Here is a 17,315-nt window from a genome sequence, read left to right as displayed (position 1 = left end):
AGCGACTTAGTCTGACGAGCAAGCTTAAGCCGGTAGGTGTAGGCGTAGCGAAAGCGAGTCTGAACAGGGCGTTCAGTTCGTCGGATTAGACCCGAAACCAAGTGATCTAGCCATGAGCAGGTTGAAGGTACGGTAACACGTACTGGAGGACCGAACCCATATCTGTTGCAATAGATCGGGATGACTTGTGGCTAGGGGTGAAAGGCCAATCAAACTTGGAGATAGCTGGTTCTCCGCGAAATCTATTTAGGTAGAGCGTCCAGCGAATACCCCCGGGGGTAGAGCACTGAATGGGCTATGGGGACTCACCGTCTTACTGATCCTAATCAAACTCCGAATACCGGGGAGTACTACTGGGCAGACACACGGCGGGTGCTAACGTCCGTCGTGAAGAGGGCAACAACCCTGACCACCATCTAAGGTCCCTAAGTTATGGCTAAGTGGGAAAGGATGTGAGGATCCCAAAACAACCAGGATGTTGGCTTAGAAGCAGCCATCATTTAAAGAAAGCGTAACAGCTCACTGGTCTAAATAAGGGTCTTTGCGCCGAAAATGTACCGGGGCTAAAGCCATACACCGAAGCTGTGGATGCACGTATGTGCGTGGTAGCGGAGCGTTCCGTAAGCCTGTGAAGGGACAGTCGTGAGACATCCTGGAGGTATCGGAAGTGAGAATGCTGACATGAGTAACGATAAAGGGAGTGAGAGACTCCCTCGCCGAAAGTCCAAGGGTTCCTGCTTAAAGTTAATCTGAGCAGGGTTAGCCGGCCCCTAAGGCGAGGCCGAAAGGCGTAGTCGATGGGAACCACGTTAATATTCGTGGGCCTGCAGGTAGTGACGGATTGCGTGTGTTGTCAGGTCTTATTGGATTGATCTGGCAGCGAAGCGGTTCCAGGAAATAGCTCCTGCATATAGACCGTACCCTAAACCGACACTGGTGGACTGGTAGAGAATACCAAGGCGCTTGAGAGAACTGCGTTGAAGGAACTCGGCAAAATGCACGCGTAACTTCGGAAGAAGCGTGACCTCCATTTAGGCAACTAGGTGGAGGTGGCACAGACCAGGGGGTAGCGACTGTTTACCAAAAACACAGGGCTCTGCGAAGTCGCAAGACGACGTATAGGGTCTGACGCCTGCCCGGTGCTGGAAGGTTAAGAGGAGATGTGCAAGCATTGAATTGAAGCCCCAGTAAACGGCGGCCGTAACTATAACGGTCCTAAGGTAGCGAAATTCCTTGTCGGGTAAGTTCCGACCTGCACGAATGGCGTAACGACTTCCCCGCTGTCTCCAACGCAGACTCAGTGAAATTGAATTCCCCGTGAAGATGCGGGGTTCCTGCGGTTAGACGGAAAGACCCCGTGCACCTTTACTATAGCTTTACACTGGCATTCGTGTCGACATGTGTAGGATAGGTGGTAGACTTTGAAGCAGTGGCGCCAGCCATTGTGGAGTCATCCTTGAAATACCACCCTTATCTATATGGATGTCTAACTGCGGCCCGTTATCCGGGTCCAGGACCGTGTATGGTGGGTAGTTTGACTGGGGCGGTCGCCTCCTAAAGAGTAACGGAGGCGCGCGATGGTAGGCTCAGAACGGTCGGAAATCGTTCGTCGAGTGCAATGGCATAAGCCTGCCTGACTGCAAGACTGACAAGTCGAGCAGAGACGAAAGTCGGTCATAGTGATCCGGTGGTCCCGCGTGGAAGGGCCATCGCTCAACGGATAAAAGGTACGCCGGGGATAACAGGCTGATGACCCCCAAGAGTCCATATCGACGGGGTTGTTTGGCACCTCGATGTCGACTCATCGCATCCTGGGGCTGGAGCAGGTCCCAAGGGTATGGCTGTTCGCCATTTAAAGCGGTACGTGAGTTGGGTTCAGAACGTCGTGAGACAGTTCGGTCCCTATCTGCCGTGGGTGTAGGAATATTGATAGGATCTGTCCCTAGTACGAGAGGACCGGGATGGACGTATCTCTGGTGGACCTGTTGTCGTGCCAACGGCATAGCAGGGTAGCTATATACGGACGGGATAACCGCTGAAGGCATCTAAGCGGGAAACCCACCTAAAAACGAGTATTCCCTATCAGAGCCGTGGAAGACTACCACGTTGATAGGCCGGGTGTGGAAGTGCGGCAACGCATGTAGCTTACCGGTACTAATAGCTCGATCGACTTGATCACTCTCATTTACAATATCCATCGAACGAAGTTCGATAGATATTAGTTTAGTTTATGTCCTTACGGCTGAGCGCCTGACTAACGTCAGGCTAGCCTGCGGACAGCACGCCGAAACATCGGCGACGGCCAGTCGGCCTTGCGAAGCTACGCTTCGAAACGTTTAAACTGATATCGTTTTATTATCTGCACGAAAGACAACCAGCTTCTCATATTTGTGTTCTTCGCCGACCTGGTGGTTATGGCGGAGCGGCTGCACCCGATCCCATTCCGAACTCGGCCGTGAAACGCTCCAGCGCCAATGGTACTTTGTCTTAAGACACGGGAGAGTAGGTCGCTGCCAGGTCTGCTAAGCACACAAATCAAATCATCTTCTCAAACCAATACAAAACAGATTAGTAAGCGCGATGCGCAAAAAATACCAAACCGGTTCAAAATAAACACCCTGGCGCGGGGTGGAGCAGCCCGGTAGCTCGTCAGGCTCATAACCTGAAGGCCGCAGGTTCAAATCCTGCCCCCGCAACCATCTTTACTTGCGATACCCCCGCAGCCTTACCAGCTGCGGGGTTTTTGCGTTCTGCCGCAATCGTCAGGATGCCAGCGAGATCGCCGCGAACGTCGATCTCGATCTTGCCATCCTTAGGCGTCAGGATGATGTCCTCAACCAGCGTGCGCAGAATGTCGGCCGCCTCGACCCGCTTCTCTTCTTCCTCGTGCTGCAAGGCTTCGTAGAGCTGCTGGACCCGCTTGCGGTATTGCACCGCCATCGAGGGATGCAAAAGAGGAGGTGGCTCCTCGGCTTCGGCCAGAAACGCCTTCAGCTCTGCTTTCCGAGCTTCCAGCTGTTTCATATCCTCCACTATGGCCTCGATCGGCCCGCCAGCCTTAATGGCGGTCAACAGCTTCGCCAGTTCACGGTCGGTCTTTTCGATCTCAGCCTCGGCCGAGGCGATGCCGGCGCGGCCTTCCATGCGCAGGCGGTTCATCTCCTGCGTGAACACCTCGCAGAAGCGGGCAAACATGACGGGATCGACGAGCTTGGTGCGCAGCGCGTTCAGCACGCGCGTCTCCAGCTCGTCTCGGCGGATGTTCACCCGGTTGGAGCAGGTACCCTTGTTGCGGGCCGTCGAGCAGCCGATTAGGGTGGCCGAGATCGCGGAATAGCCCCCGCCGCAGCAAGCGCATTTGGTCAGGCCCGAAAACAGATATTTGGGCCGGCGGCGATAGTTCATCGTTCGGACGTCGGCGACGCCGCTTTCGTTGCGCTCGGTGCGGTTCTCGCCCTGCCTCGCCTTCACGGCGTTCCAGAGATCGTCGTCGAGGATGCGAAGTTCCGGCGCTTCCTGAATGACCCATTCCGATTCCGGGTTGGGGCGGGCTTGTCGCTTGCCGGTATCGGGGTCTTTGACGAAACGCTGGCGGTTCCAGACGATCTTGCCGACATACATCTCGTTGTTGAGGATGCCGTTGCCACGCTTCGGATTGCCATTGATGGTGCTGAAACCCCAATCGCCGCCGGAAGGAGCTGCGATGCCGTCCCTGTTCAGGGCAAAGGCGATGGTCTTGGCGGACTTGCCGGCGGCATAGTCGCGGAAGATGCGGCGCACGACCTCGGCTTGTGCTTCGTTGATCGTGCGATCGCCGCGGATCGGTTCGCCGTTAGCGTCCAGCTTCTTCACCACGTCATAGCCGTAGGAATTGCCGCCGCCCGACTTGCCCGCCTCGACCCGGCCGCGTTGTCCGCGCCGGGTCTTGTCGGCCAGATCCTTCAGGAACAGCGCGTTCATCGTGCCCTTGAGCCCGACATGCAGATGCGAGACTTCACCCTCGGAGAGGGTGAACATTTTCACGCCGGAATAAGACATGCGCTTGAAGAGGCCCGCTATGTCCTCCTGATCGCGCGAAAGCCGATCCATGGCTTCGGCCAGGATCAGATCGAAACGCCCGCGCGTGGCGTCGGAAATCAGGGCCTGGATGCCGGGGCGCAGCAGAGACGAACCAGAGATCGCGTGATCGGAATACTCCTCGACGATATGCCAGCCCTGCTTCACCGCATGAAGGCGGCACATGCGGAACTGGTCGGCGATCGAGGCGTCGCGTTGATTATCGGACGAGTAGCGGGCGTAGATCGCGACCTTCAATGCACCTCTCCTTTCGGCATCAGGAGGTGCGCTTTCCCCGTCGCCTCGTCATCTTGACTTCTTCCGCGTAACATTCCCGTGCCGCCTGCCGCGCCAGAAGGTCGACCAGACGCAAAAGCCGCGGGTCGGGATCGCCCCTTGGAGTAAAGGTCAGTTCCGGCTCGTCGATGAGCAGGGATTCGAGCAGCGCTTCGCGCTCGTTCCTTGTCATCTTCGCCGACGCTTGGATTGATCGTGAGGTCATACATCCAAGCATTCACCCAAATATCAGTGTAAGCAATTGACATAACACGCGTATATTGGGCGGCAAATAGCCTGTTCTCGGCGGCTTCGGTGAAGTCTGGCGTATTCCCTCGTACCGCAGCATATGGAAAATACTGGCGCAAATGCACAGTATTCTTCTGCATTACCTCACTGCGGTGGGCGGCCCAAGGCATCGCTGACATCCCTTGTTTGCAAGGCCAATATCGGCTATATGTCAGGATATAGCACGGAGGCCCGTCATGAGCAATGCGGCACAGAAGAGAGCGATCGAAAATTACCGGGCACGCTTGACGCAGCGTGGCTTCAAGCGCTTCGAGGTCTTAGCACTGGAATCCGACCGCGAGCTAATCCGGTCGCTTGCTCGCCAACTGGCGGAGGAGGGGCCGGAAGCGGAAAAGGCGCGGGCTGCGGTCAAGGCGGCCCTTGTTGCAGGTGAGCCGCCAAAATCCGGTGGCATCCTGTCTGCCCTTCGCCGTTCCCCCCTTGTCGGCGCGGATCTCGATCTGTCGCGTCCACGCGAAGAAGGGCGCCGGGTCGATCTGTGACGCGTTATCTTCTCGACACCAACATCATTAGCAACATCGTCAAACCGCAGCCATCCGAAACCCTTCTGGATTGGATGGCTGCGCAGCAGGACGAGGATCTTTTCGTCACTACGTTGACCATCGCTGAGATCCGACGTGGCATTCTGGAAAAGCCGCGTGGGAAAAAGCGCGATGCGCTCGATGCCTGGTTCTCGGGACCGGAAGGGCCACAGGAACTGTTTGCCGGTCGCATTCTCTCGTTCGATGAAAAAGCTGCCCTCATCTGGGCGCGATTGATGGCGGAAGGGAAGGCGGCGGGTCGTCCACGAAGCGGACTCGATATGATTATCGCCGCGATCGCGGGAGCATACGACTGCGTAGTCGTCACAGATAACGAAAAGGATTTCAGGGGGCTTCAGATTGTCAACCCCTTGCGCCGTGGAGCAGAGGGGGAGGAGACATGACAACAGCGGCACCTGTGCCGATAGAATACCAGCTCATTGGCCTTACGGAGGGCGGCGGCGTTGGTGATCTGCTTTCCGGGCTTGATCAGAAGCAAGGGCGCATTCGTCTACAGGCGTTGATCTCGGAATGGCTGCGTATGGAGAATCTCGTCGTCCTGACGGGATCGGGCACCTCGGTCTCGGCAGGCGGCAAGACCATGGCCAACCTGGAGAAGGACGTTCTCGCAACCATTGAAGCGCTGCCCGACCTCCCGCCCTCGATCGCGCCCATCATACAATCGCGGAAGAATGCAGTGGCGTTTGCGGACATTCTCGGTGCACCAATCGGTTTTGAGGCATGGCTGTCCTTCGTCGCCAACGCCTTGGTCGTCGCCGAATCTGCAGGCGCACCGTTTTCTGCTGTCACTTGGCCAGAAACGCCGGCCCCAAATACCGCCGATTTGGGTTGGTTCGTTCGCCGCCTGCGGATCGCCATCTTCGCGGAATGTGCGCTATCACTGCCGGACACCACGTCCGCGACTTCGGCGAAGGGGATCGCACCCCAATTGGCGTTTCTATCAAAACTGGTTGCCCGCGATAGCAATCTCGGGCGAACCCATCTTTTCACCTTGAACTACGACACCCTATTCGAACAGGCGCTGGAACTTCTGGGCGTCCAGTACTTCGATGGGTTCACGGGGCGCGCGGCGGCGCGCTTCGATCCGTCCGTCTATGGGCTCGACATCTATTATCCCGGCGAGGTGGCGGAAGGCCGTGTCCGCCGTTTCGACAAGTTTCTGCATTTCTACAAGCTGCACGGCTCGATCCACTGGTTCGAGCAGGGCGATGAAATGCGCGCCCGTCATCCCGACCTGACGCCTTTCCAGTCCTATGCAGCGAAGAGTCCGGCGGACAAGGCGGCGGCACTCGTGCCACTGGCTGACAAGACGCCCTCGGTAGGCATCCTGCCCACCGCCAACAAGTTCGCGCAGACGCTGACCATGCCCTACGCGCATCTGTTCCGGTCGTTCCAGGTTCGACTCGGCATTCCCCAAACCTTTTTGCTCGTCCTCGGTTATGGGTTCGGGGATGAGCATGTCAGCCGGATCATCGAGAATGCCTTGATGAATCCTTCGCTGGTGATGCTGGTAATCGAACCCAATCCAGAAAGTCCGGTCATCGAACGCATCCGACGCTACAAGGATCTCGGCAAACGCGCCTTCGTTCTCTGCCCCACGACAGATGCTTTCGCCGCCGCGCCTTTCACACTAGCGACGTTCGACGACTTTGCGACCTCGGTGATGCCCGACGTGCAATGGCTCGACGACTTCCTGCGGCTGCGGCGTTTCGAGAAACAGATTGCCTCCTCTGAAACGCCAACCGATCCAAACGCCGGCGTGGGGGCTTAGATGGATAATCCTCGGCTTGTCGGCCATATCGTCTCGGTCCAGGGTTTTCGGGTCAAGGTGGAGTTGCTCCCCGAAACCCGTTCGGCGTTACGTGCCACTCTGGATGGCGTTCAGGTCGCGATCGCGATCAATGCTTACCTGACCTTCTCGCTCGGAGCGGGGGAGACCGTCATCGGCATCATCACCGATCTGGAGGCCCGCGAGGCCTTCGATCCGAACAGCGGCGATGATCTCAGTCTCGAACTGATGAAGCCGCGCCGCGTCGCCAGCGTACAATTGCTGGGCACCATCGAGCATGCGGACGATGAACTCTCCTTTAGCCCAGGCATTTCCGTTCTGCCGACGCTCGATACGCCGGCCGAGATCGGATCGCCCGACATATTACGGGCGGTCTTCGAGATTCCTCCCCGCCGCAATAAGCCGGAAGACTACGAAGATAAGGACTTCGACAGTGACCTCAGAATAGGCTTTCCGACTGGTCAGGCCCGCAACGTCGTGCGCGCTTCCTACAATGACCTGTTTTCGCGGCCCCTAGCTATCGTGGGTAATACCGGCTCGGGAAAGTCCTTCTCCGTAACGAGCTTGATTCAGAAAGCCATGAAGGCGCTGGATGGCGCGGCCGAGGAACCGCACGTCTTCATTCTGGATATAAATGGGGAATACGGCAAAGCCTTCCCAACGGCGGCAACGGCTGCGCGTTTGCCAGACCGTATCTATCTGAATGGCAAGGAGTTCAGTCTCCCTCTATGGTTCATGAATGCCGAAGAAATCTGTGCCTGGCTCAGTGCTGCGGAGCAGACCCAAGAGCCTGTGTTGAAAGATTGGTGGGCGATCGCCAAGGGCGGCGATGCCGCGGCCGCTGTCAACATGAACTCCCTCCAAAACGCTATGAGCGCGCTCGATCAGCTTCTCAGCGAGCTGACCAAGATCAAGAAAAAGGCAGCAGGTTCTCATTGTGATGCTGTGACAGGGCATCTGGCAGATACCGGCATTGATACCGTAGCCTTCGAGGCGCTGTTTCAGAGCCATCGCCTCGCCAACGACTTCAACACTGAGGTCATGAACAACCAAGCCGCAATTGCGGCCGAGGCGGAAAAGCTCAAGGACGCTATCCGCAGTAAGATTGTGGGAGGGAGCGCGACTGCAGAAGCCGGAGTGCGAACAGCCGACTCCCCGCTGCCAATTGGCCGGGCTACCCTGACCGATCCTTCCCTTATCAACCGCGCGGTCTCGAAGGAGGATACGTTTCGCGTTGACGCCCATCTGACGACGCTGAAACTGCGCCTCAAGACTCGTTTGGATGATAAACGGTGGCGGGTCTTTCTCAACTACGAGGATACCGACACGAAAATTGAGAATCTTTCAGGCTGGTTCCGGCGCTTCGGGCTTGGTGCGGCAATGGGACCAAAGGTTTCAGTTCTCGACCTCTCCATGCTCAGCAACGAGGTTCTGCCCTACGCCTGTGCGATAATCGGCCGTGTGTTGCTGGAGGCGCGTGAGCGGCTGCCGGCGGCTTCGCGCTACAGGAATCCCTGGGTTCTGGTGCTCGAGGAAGCACACAATTATGCTCGTCCAGCCAGATCCGATGAGGATCGGGGACATCGCCTTGCGCGTCTTACTTATGAACGGATCGCAAAGGAAGGACGTAAATTCGGTCTTTCGCTTATCATTGCCAGCCAGCGGCCGAGCGAGATCAGCCAGACCATCATCAGCCAATGCGCGAACTTCATCAGCCACCGGCTTCAGAACCCCGACGATATCGACCATTTCCGCCGGATCATCCCCATGCAAGCGCGGCGACTGTTGGATCAGGTGACCATCCTAGCCTCCGGTGAGGCGATTGTTTTCGGCAGTGCCTTCCATATCCCTACACGCGTACAGTTCGACCGGCCTGATCCGGGTCCGTACAGCCAGACTGCAGCTCCGTTCCATGAATGGTCAAAGAGTAGCACGCCATTTCCCCTCGATACCGTGATTGATGCGTGGGGCACCTGACCGGACATTTCGTCGGATAATCCACTGGGCGAGCGGTCAGTCGGGGCAGCACCCTTAGACGTTGATCTCCTCGGCATTTGGGGAGGGGAACGCCTTCCCCCTGGCCGGCGCTGCGGTCGCCGGCACACCCCCTTCTGCGGGGAGCCTCCCCGCAACGCCCCCCTAGAGTGAGAGTGCGGACGGGTTTTGCCGCGACGGGTTGAGGGCCGGAGGAGAGTCTTCCGGCGCCCGTCGCGGAGAAGCGCGATGTCCAGACATGATCGCAGCGTTCGCACCGGCTCGGACCGGACGAACCTCTATGACGAAATCACCACCAAAATCATAGCTGAGCTGGAGGCCGGTCGCGTGCCCTGGGTGCAGCCCTGGGGTACGTCGGCGGCCAAGGCGCCGCTCGGCCTGCCGAAAAACGCCGCTACCTCCCGCAGCTACAGCGGCATCAACGTGCTCATCCTTTGGGGCGCTGTCATCGAGAAAGGCTTTCCCTGCCAGGGCTGGCTCACATTCCGGCAGGCGCTTTCGCTCGGCGGCCATGTCCGCAAGGGCGAGCACGGCACCACGGTCGTCTATGCCGACCGCTTCACACCCGAGGACGAGAAGCGCCGCGCACGCGAAACCGGCGAGGAAGCGCATGCCATCCCGTTCCTGAAGCGCTTTACGGTCTTCAACGTGGCGCAATGCGACGGGCTACCCGACGACATCGCCACCGTGGCGCCGCCGCCACCGCCCGGCCTGATCGAGCCGAGGGTCGAGGCGCTCATCAAGGCGACCGGCGTCGATTTCCGCATCGGCGGCAACCGGGCTTTCTACGTCCCGTCGCAGGACTTTGTGATGGTCCCGCCGCCCCAGGCGTATTTCGAGCCGATCAACTGGCACCGGACGGCGCTACATGAACTCGGTCACTCCAGCGGCCATCACAGCCGGCTGAATCGCGACCTGACCGGCTCGTTCGGCTCGAAGAAATACGCCTTCGAGGAGCTAATTGCCGAACAAATTTCGGCCTTTAGCTGCGCCGCTCTCGGCATCGTGCCGACGGTGCGCCACGCCGATTACATCGGCAGTTGGCTGGAGGCCATGCGCGAGGATGCCCGCGCCATCGTGCGCGCGGCCTCCCAGGCGAGCAAGGCGGCCGACTGGCTGCTGTCCTTCCTGCCGGAAGACGAGCAGCGGCCTGCCACGCCCGAGACCGTTATCGACAGGAGGGCAGCATGATCCTCCTGCCGGACGAGCTGCGTGCGCAGCTTCTCGCCAATGGCCGCCAGCGCGACACCGATCATGTGCCGGTCGTCAAATTCTTCAACCCTCTCAGCGCCGGCGTCTGGCTGGCGACCGAACTCGATGCCGACGGCGACATCCTGTTTGGGTTGGCCGATCTCGGCGAGCCGGAACTTGGCTACTTCTCTCTGGAGGAGATGGCCTCGGTGCGCCTGCCTTTCGGACTCGGCATCGAGCGCGACACGCTCTTTTCCGGCGACTTTCCGATTTCGGTCTGGGCCGAGGCTGCACGGGAAGCCGGCAGCATCCGCCGCGCCGAACGGATCATCTATGCCGCGGCGCGTGCGCGGCGGGAGGGCGTCTGATGCGTTTCCGCCGCTGGCATAGACCCGAACCCTATGGTGACACGTCGCGCAAGCGTGCGGCGTTTCTTCGCAAGCAGCGCCTCGAACGGGAGGCGCTGCCGCTCTTCGCCGACCAGATCGCCGCCGGACAGCACGGCGTCGACGAGGAAATGGCCCGCCGCGCCGTCTGGTGGGACGAGGCCGAACGCGAACGTCGCGGCCAGCGGGCCGCGTGGTGGCGGAAGGGTCGCGCCCGGCTCTTCGCGCTGCCCGACAGGCTGCGCGCCCGTGTCCGCGAGATCTGGCGGACCTGCCCATATCCGGCCGACCCGGCGAGCTTCGCCGATTACCTGCACCAGATCGCGGTTGGCAAGCTCGATCCCTGGCGCCCGCCATGGCAGTTCCATCCGGAGCGAACTGCGCGGATCACCCGCGATCCGTCGACCTTCGGCGAAGCCTTCCGCCGGATCGGCGGCCGCAAGGCCGGCATCGGTTCGAGCGCGCCGGACGTGGACGAGTTGCTTTACTGCGGCAATCTCGGCTCCGGCATCCTGTTTCTCCAGTCGCGGCTGCGCCCGGTCGAAACGGGCGGGAACGTCCACATCGCCGCGTGTCATCACGCCAACGCCGCCCAGCGGCTCGAAATCGAGGTGCGCGGCGCGTGCTCAGATGCCGAGCTGGCGCTGATCGAGCGCCTGGCGCAGGCGACCGAGACGCGGCCCGTCGTGGTCCAGCGTGTCGTCATGGGAGGCCCGTCATGATCGGGCCGACGAAACGCGGACACAATGGCGGGCCGCCGCTTGACGAGCCCGTCGACCGGCGCTCCGGCCAGTGCAAGCACTGCATCCACTGGGACGCGCCGCCGGAAAACGAACAGCGCGCTTATGAATGGTTCCGTCTCGGCCTTTCTAGCCTCCGCGTGAAGCGCCCGTCCGGCACCTGTGATCGCGTGCTTCTGCCCGGTCGCAAAAGCCCCGTGTTCTCGGCCACCTCGGCCGAGTTCGGATGCCTTAACTTCGAGGCGAAGCCGCTCCCCGTCCGCTCGACCGGGGGCGGCTTCGTCACGATCTGGAGGAACGGCCGCATCGCCTGGCAGGGGCCGGAGGAGGATATCCCGCCGCGCTTCCTTCAGGACGTGCTCGATCTCGGCCCGCCTGATGAGGGAGGGCCGCGCGATGATGCCTCCTGATCGTCTGCTTTCGCTGCTGGCGCGCATGGAGGACGCGCTTGCGGATGCGCGGCGCAATCTCGGACTTGCGGAACGCGCACTCAGCAATCGCGCCGGAGGCGAGACGATTCGTCTCCGCCCGAAATCCCGGCACTACCACCGGCGCATGAGCCGGTGGACCGGCGCGGACGAGGCGGAATACCGGCGAGTGTTCGATCGGCTCCTGATGGTTGCGGGGCCGGATCTTGACCGGCTCCGGCGCAAGATCGACCGGCAGGAGGCGGCGATCCTGGCGTTGCGCCGGAAATACCGGGTGAATGCGGAGAGACCGCAGCGCTTCGACTGGTAGCGTCGCGCCCGCGGCCCGGTCGAGAGTGAGAGAGGGGCTCGGGATTTCGTGACGGGTTGGAAGGTCGAGAGAGGGTCTCGGCCGCCCGTCACGGAGAAACCACCATGGCCAAAGCTGCCAGGAAGTCGAAGAAGCCTGCCGTCGCGATGATCGTCTTCTCGCGCTCGCGTGACATTCCCTTCAATCGCATCCGCCTCTCGGACAGCAACGTCCGCGAAACCGACGTCGAGGCCGGTCTCGACGATCTCACCCACGACATCGACCGCCGCGAGGACATCGTGCAGGGCATCAATGTCCGCGCCATCCTTGATGCCGACGGCAACGAGACCGGCGATTTCGAGACCCCGGCCGGCGGTCGGCGCTTCCGGGCGATCGCGCGCCTGGTCGACGCCGGACGCTTTCCCGCCGATGGCCTCGTTCCCTGCCTCGTCAAGAAGACCGACGCCAAGACCTCGGCCGTCGACGACTCGCTCGCGGAAAACATGCTCCGGCTCGGCCTGCATCCGCTCGACCAGTTCCGGGCGTTCAAGCGCATGTTCGACGACGGCATGACGAAGGAGGAGATCGCTGACGCCTATCGCACCACGCCGCGCTACATCACGCAGCGTATGCGCCTAGCTTCGGTCTCGCCGGCACTTCTGGAAGTCTATGCGCGCAATGGCATGCCGCTGGCGATGCTGGAGGCGTTCACTGTCAATCCAGACCATGCCCGCCAGGAACAGGTCTGGGAGGCTGTCCAGCGCTCCTACAATGTCCAGCCCTGGCAGGTCCGCCAGCTCCTGACCGAGACCACCGTTCCAACCGATGACAAGCGCGTGCGCTTCGTCGGCGTGGACGCCTATGAGCAGGCCGGCGGCACAATGCTGCGCGACCTCTTTTCCGAGGACGATGGCGGCTGGCTCGAAGACCTGGCGCTTCTCGACCGCCTTGTTTCGGAGAAGCTGAAGGCCATTGCCGATGAAGTGGCAGCCGAGGGCTGGAAGTGGATCGCTGTCGATACCAGCCATCCCTACGGTTACGACAACGGCCTTCGCGAGATCACCGGCAGCTTCGCCGATCTCACCGACGAGGAGCGCGCCGCGCGCGAGGCATTGCGCAACGAGTACGACGATCTTGAATCGGAATATTCCGAGCACGACGAGCTGCCCGACGAGATCGATCGGCGCCTCGGCGAGATCGAGGCCGCTCTGGAAGGCTTCGAGAAGCGCCCCATCATCTATGATCCTGCCGAGATCGCCCGCGCCGGTGTCTTCATCAGCATCGACCGCGACGGCGAGCCTGTCATCGAGCGCGGCTATGTCCGGGCCGAGGACGAGCCGGTGGCCGATGCCGGGGACGGTGAGAACGAAAACACCATCGTCGCCGGCGGAAATGACGGCGACGTGCAGCGTGCCGTCATCACCATCGGCGGCCAGCCGGCCGAACCCGAAGAGGAGGATGACGACCACGGGATCAAGCCGCTGCCGGAGCGGCTCGTCATCGAGCTGACCGCCTATCGCACCGTCGCGCTTCAGGAAGCGCTCGCCAGCAACCCGCACGTCGCGATGACGGCGCTGCTCCACCGCATGGTGATGGAGCGCTATCATTACTCGGCGCCGACCGGGTGCCTGGAGGTTTCCGTTCGCCACAGGTATCTGTCTTCGCAGGGCTCCGATCTCGCCGACAGCCCGTCGGTCAAGGCGATCGGCGAGCGCTTCGACGCCTGGAAGGCCGATCTGCCTTCCGACGAAGCGGCGCTCTGGGACTGGATCGCTGCACTTGACGAAGCAAGCCGCATGGCGCTTCTCGCCCATTGCGTCAGCTATGGCGTCAATGCGCTTTATGAGCGTCCGAACCCCCATAGCGCCTCCGGCATCTCTCAGCATGGCCTTGATCGTCGCCTTGCCGGGGCCGACCGGATCGCCCGCGCCACCGGCTTCGACATGGTGGTCGATGCGGGATGGCGGCCCACGGTCGAGAACTATCTCGGTCGCGTGACCAAGACCCAGATCCTCGCTGCGGTGCGTGAAGGCGCGGGTGAACGGGCGGCGCAGCTTATCGACCATCTGAAGAAGGGTGACATGGCCAAGGAAGCCGAGCGCCTGCTGGCCGATACCGGCTGGCTGCCCGAACCGCTGCGCCTGGTCGACCTCGATGGTGATGCGGCCGCCGACACCAATGGCGACGTCGAGGCTTTGCCCGACTTCCTCGCCGGCGACGGTGACGACGAGGAAGCAGCGGCTGAAGAAGAGGAAGACCGGCAGCACCTCGTCGCTGCGGAATGACCGCATACGGGGCGGCGCAGGCCGCCCCGTACCGTTTTTCAACTCGCCCGGCCATCGCGCCGGGCATTTTTTATGGAGGCCGTCATGGCTGACCACATCGACATCGGCTTCATCTTTCGCGCCGATCGCGAAAATCCCCCGGACGAGCGGTCGCTGCCCTGGGAGGAGATGCGCGACGGTATCACCGTCGTCGTCGAGCCCAAGCCGCACTGGGCCGATGATTTGCGGGCCTTCCGCCTCGATGCCCGCGAATATTGTTACTATGCCGACTGGAGCCGGTGCGGGGCGCGCGTCCGGTTCTATGGCCATATCGATACCTGTGGCGATGACCTGCTGCTCAAGGCCCGCGCCCTGATCGTCCGCGAGATCGCCGAGGGGCATTGGAGCTGACCATCATCCCGGTCGCGTTTCAGTTTCACCAGCATCCGCCGTCCTTGCCATACCGTGTGGAGCTGGATTCCGTCTCTGGCCTGGAACACGTCGATCCGGTGAGACCGGCATGGGGGAAAGGCTGGCGGGGCGCGGCACCTGCGACGGGATTTCGGCATCCTGTCAGAGGCTGAACACCACCCCCGCTTCCATTCGCTGACCTTGGTCTGAGCCGTTTCCTTGTCAATCAACCCACGAGGGGTCGGCTTACGCGAGCGTGCCGCCCTCGCGGATTCGGACAAGCCGAACGCGCGAGGGTGATTGCAGACCCGTTCAGACACTTCGGGCGCCTGTCGCGCGGGGGATGGTCCCCCGCCTCCCAAGACAGGAGCCGGAACCGATGTCCTACGCAGATGCCACCGCCTTCGCCGCCAGCCTCGCCACCACGCTGATGATTTCGATCGTCGTGTTCCAGGCCGGAGACGGAACCCACGGCGCCTTGCCCGCCGACGAATTCGACGGCGACGACGAGATGGTGAAACTGGAACTCGACCCATGGAGCTGAGGCGCGCAAGCGCCTCGTTCCCGACGGCCCGGAACGCTCAGGTGGCGTCCGGGCCTTCCGCCTTGCGATGGGTTGGTCCATCGCCGGCAACATCGCCGAGGCGGACGCCTTCGGCAGATGAGAGGAAGAGGTTGGGCCCTTGGCCGTGACGGGTTGGATGCTGAGAGAAAGGCTCTCGGCGCCCGTCGCGGAGTGATCCCGATGACCTATGCCAGCCAATCCACCTTCGCCCCGATCGGGCAGGCTCTCGCCGACCGGGTGCTGCCTCGATTTCGGCGGGCGCAGAAGCTGCCGCTGCGCATCTCCTGCCTCGGCACCATCAGCTATGCCGGAGCCGCCGATGCCGATTATCGTGACCGCAGCGTCTCGCTTGGCGAGGCTGCTTCGCCGGAAGACGCCATCGCTCTTGCCGCGCTCCGCGTTTCGCGCGGCGATCTCGGCCCCGGCGGCGATACTGGCTTACGCTTCGAACCGCGCCTGATCGTCATTCAGGACAGCGCGCTCGGCCTTGTGCTCGCCGGGGAGATCCGTGCCGGGGTCATCCTCTGGCGGCAGCCGGTCGCCGGCGACGGCGAGGCCCGCCGCATCGTTATCGAAGCCAGCCGACAGCGCGGCTTGGCCTTCGCCGCCTCCGGCCGGGGCGATCATGCGTCGGCCCGCGTCCTGCGATTCGGAGCGGCGTTGCTGGAAGCGCGGCTGGTCGATCCGCTCTGGCGCGAGACCGCCGCTGAGCTGCTCCGGCTGCCGCAGGCGGCCTGATCCCATTTCCTTCCTTCAATCAGCCCGGCCTCGCGCCGGGCTTTGTCGTTTCAGGAGCCTGACATGGCCGAATACTTCACCCATTTTTCCTGCCTGCTCGATGTGGGGACGCCCGACAACGCTTCCCGCGCCCTCGATCTCTACAATCAATTTTCCGAGGAAGGCGCTTCGGAAGAGCCGCCGTCCGACGGTTTCCTCCTGTCGATCCAGCCCGAGCATGGCGGCACCAAACTCTGGATGCGCGATGACGTCACGGGCGACCCGGAGCGCCTGATTCAGTTTGTGAAGCGTTGCGCCGCAGAATTCGGACTGACCGGCCGCTGGGGGTTTCAGTATGCCAACGCCTGCTCGAAGCCGCGCGTCGACGGTTTCGGCGGCGGTGCTCATGTACTCGATCTCGCTACCGGGGAGACCGTCGCCTGGACCTATACCGACGGCTGGCTTGCCGCAGTGCTGAGTGGAGGTGATCCCAATGCCTGAGATCATCGAAACCACGGTCTATCGGCTCGACGAGCTTTCCGATGCCGCAAAGGACAAGGCCCGCGCCTGGTATCGTGAAGGCGGCTTCGACCATGACTGGTACGATTCCGTCCATGAGGATTTCCAGCAGATCGCGGAAATCCTTGGAATCCGCTTCAAGACCCGCGCGGTCCGCCTCATGGCCGGCGGCACACGTCAGGAGCCTCGTATCGCCTTTACAGGATTCTGGTCGCAGGGCGATGGCGCATCGTTCGAATGCTATTATTCGTATCGGAGGAATGCCACGGCCGAGATCCGATCCTATGCGCCGCGGGACAAGAAGCTGCACGAGATCGCCGACGCGTTGCTGGCGATCCAGCGCCGCAACTTCTACCAGCTTCGCGCCGAGACCAGCCATCGTGGGCACTACTATCACGAGTATTGCATGTCGATTTCAGTCGAGCGCGACAGCCCGACATATCAGGACATGACCGCCGACGCCGAGGAGATCGTCATCGAGGCGCTCCGCGATCTTGCCCGCTGGCTCTATCGCCAATTGGAGCGCGAATACGAATACCTGTCCTCGGACGAGGCGGTCGATGAGACGATCATCGCCAACGAATACACCTTTACCGAAACAGGTCGCCGGTTCGGCTGACGCCATTTGAGCGCCCCCTCTACAGGCGGGGCGCTCTTTTTGTGTCTGCCATGGTCCGGTCGGCAAGCAGGGCCGGCCATGTTGCCACTCGCCCTTCGGCCGCCAGGGGCCGCGATCGGCGGCTTTCGGCGATTTTGGCCGATGGCGTGAGAGTGAGAGCGAGGCCGGGACGGATGTGAGCCTGTGCGGTCAAGAGAGAGCGCTGCGCGGGCTCGATTC

16 protein-coding genes, 1 tRNA gene and 2 rRNA genes (1 of these 19 only partly in view) are annotated in these 17,315 nt (G+C 61.4%); 18 read left to right on the top strand and 1 reads right to left on the bottom strand.

Going from position 1 to position 17,315, the window contains the following annotated elements:
• The 3 genes from CES85_RS20395 to CES85_RS20385 all read left to right on the top strand — a co-directional run.
• Window positions 1–2,179: ribosomal RNA gene (locus CES85_RS20395) — 23S ribosomal RNA — on the top strand (it extends 730 nt beyond the left edge of the window).
• Window positions 2,180–2,404: 225 nt separating this feature from the next.
• A 5S ribosomal RNA gene (gene rrf / locus CES85_RS20390) occupies window positions 2,405–2,519 on the top strand.
• Window positions 2,520–2,622: 103 nt separating this feature from the next.
• Window positions 2,623–2,699: transfer RNA gene (locus tag CES85_RS20385), tRNA-Met, on the top strand.
• Here CES85_RS20385 and CES85_RS20380 read toward each other — a convergent pair.
• Window positions 2,656–4,314: a recombinase family protein gene (locus tag CES85_RS20380; RefSeq protein ID WP_095447994.1), complete on the bottom strand. Its 1,659-nt coding sequence runs from the start codon at window positions 4,312–4,314 to the stop codon at window positions 2,656–2,658. The genes CES85_RS20385 and CES85_RS20380 overlap by 44 nt on opposite strands.
• A 503-nt stretch (window positions 4,315–4,817) precedes the next feature.
• On the opposite strand from CES85_RS20380, the gene CES85_RS20370 reads away from it, so the two are divergent.
• From CES85_RS20370 to CES85_RS20300, 15 genes are all read left to right on the top strand, one after another.
• Window positions 4,818–5,123, top strand: a complete 306-nt coding sequence (locus tag CES85_RS20370; protein ID WP_075657396.1) for a hypothetical protein — start codon at window positions 4,818–4,820, stop codon at window positions 5,121–5,123.
• The gene (locus CES85_RS20365; RefSeq protein WP_075657397.1) at window positions 5,120–5,566 is read left to right on the top strand and encodes a PIN domain-containing protein; all 447 of its coding nucleotides are present in this window, start codon (window positions 5,120–5,122) and stop codon (window positions 5,564–5,566) included. The genes CES85_RS20370 and CES85_RS20365 overlap by 4 nt, the downstream gene beginning before the upstream one ends.
• Window positions 5,563–6,954, top strand: coding sequence for an SIR2 family protein (locus tag CES85_RS20360; protein WP_095447532.1), 1,392 nt, complete (start codon window positions 5,563–5,565; stop codon window positions 6,952–6,954). The genes CES85_RS20365 and CES85_RS20360 overlap by 4 nt, the downstream gene beginning before the upstream one ends.
• Window positions 6,955–8,949, top strand: a complete 1,995-nt coding sequence (locus CES85_RS20355; RefSeq protein ID WP_095447531.1) for an ATP-binding protein — start codon at window positions 6,955–6,957, stop codon at window positions 8,947–8,949.
• A gap of 246 nt (window positions 8,950–9,195) precedes the next feature.
• Window positions 9,196–10,158, top strand: coding sequence for an ArdC family protein (locus tag CES85_RS20350; protein ID WP_095447530.1), 963 nt, complete (start codon window positions 9,196–9,198; stop codon window positions 10,156–10,158).
• The gene (locus CES85_RS20345; RefSeq protein ID WP_095447529.1) at window positions 10,155–10,526 is read left to right on the top strand and encodes a DUF2958 domain-containing protein; all 372 of its coding nucleotides are present in this window, start codon (window positions 10,155–10,157) and stop codon (window positions 10,524–10,526) included. Before CES85_RS20350 ends, CES85_RS20345 begins: the two co-directional genes overlap by 4 nt.
• Complete coding sequence (locus tag CES85_RS20340; RefSeq protein WP_095447528.1) at window positions 10,526–11,266, top strand: hypothetical protein; 741 nt, start codon at window positions 10,526–10,528, stop codon at window positions 11,264–11,266. The genes CES85_RS20345 and CES85_RS20340 overlap by 1 nt, the downstream gene beginning before the upstream one ends.
• On the top strand, window positions 11,263–11,694 hold the full coding sequence (locus tag CES85_RS20335; protein WP_095447527.1) for a hypothetical protein: 432 nt from the start codon (window positions 11,263–11,265) through the stop codon (window positions 11,692–11,694). The genes CES85_RS20340 and CES85_RS20335 overlap by 4 nt, the downstream gene beginning before the upstream one ends.
• Window positions 11,681–12,022, top strand: a complete 342-nt coding sequence (locus tag CES85_RS20330; protein WP_095447526.1) for a hypothetical protein — start codon at window positions 11,681–11,683, stop codon at window positions 12,020–12,022. Before CES85_RS20335 ends, CES85_RS20330 begins: the two co-directional genes overlap by 14 nt.
• Window positions 12,023–12,126: 104 nt before the next feature.
• Window positions 12,127–14,286, top strand: a complete 2,160-nt coding sequence (locus CES85_RS20325; protein ID WP_095447525.1) for a ParB/RepB/Spo0J family partition protein — start codon at window positions 12,127–12,129, stop codon at window positions 14,284–14,286.
• An 84-nt stretch (window positions 14,287–14,370) separates the two neighbouring features.
• Window positions 14,371–14,676, top strand: a complete 306-nt coding sequence (locus tag CES85_RS20320; RefSeq protein ID WP_095447524.1) for a hypothetical protein — start codon at window positions 14,371–14,373, stop codon at window positions 14,674–14,676.
• A gap of 379 nt (window positions 14,677–15,055) precedes the next feature.
• A complete protein-coding gene (locus CES85_RS20315) occupies window positions 15,056–15,220 on the top strand; it encodes a hypothetical protein (RefSeq protein ID WP_167388305.1) in 165 nt (54 codons plus the stop codon).
• Window positions 15,221–15,421: 201 nt separating this feature from the next.
• Entirely contained in the window at window positions 15,422–15,979 is a 558-nt protein-coding gene (locus CES85_RS20310; protein ID WP_095447522.1) for a hypothetical protein, read from the top strand.
• A gap of 63 nt (window positions 15,980–16,042) precedes the next feature.
• Window positions 16,043–16,459 (top strand): hypothetical protein, encoded by a 417-nt coding sequence (locus CES85_RS20305; RefSeq protein ID WP_095447521.1) that lies wholly within the window; start codon window positions 16,043–16,045, stop codon window positions 16,457–16,459.
• Entirely contained in the window at window positions 16,452–17,096 is a 645-nt protein-coding gene (locus CES85_RS20300) for a DUF8835 domain-containing pootine (protein WP_095447520.1), read from the top strand. The genes CES85_RS20305 and CES85_RS20300 overlap by 8 nt, the downstream gene beginning before the upstream one ends.
• Window positions 17,097–17,315: the final 219 nt, after the last annotated feature.

Source organism: Ochrobactrum quorumnocens, from assembly GCF_002278035.1.
Taxonomy (GTDB): domain Bacteria; phylum Pseudomonadota; class Alphaproteobacteria; order Rhizobiales; family Rhizobiaceae; genus Brucella; species Brucella quorumnocens.
This window is presented reverse-complemented; position numbering and strand designations above follow the sequence as displayed.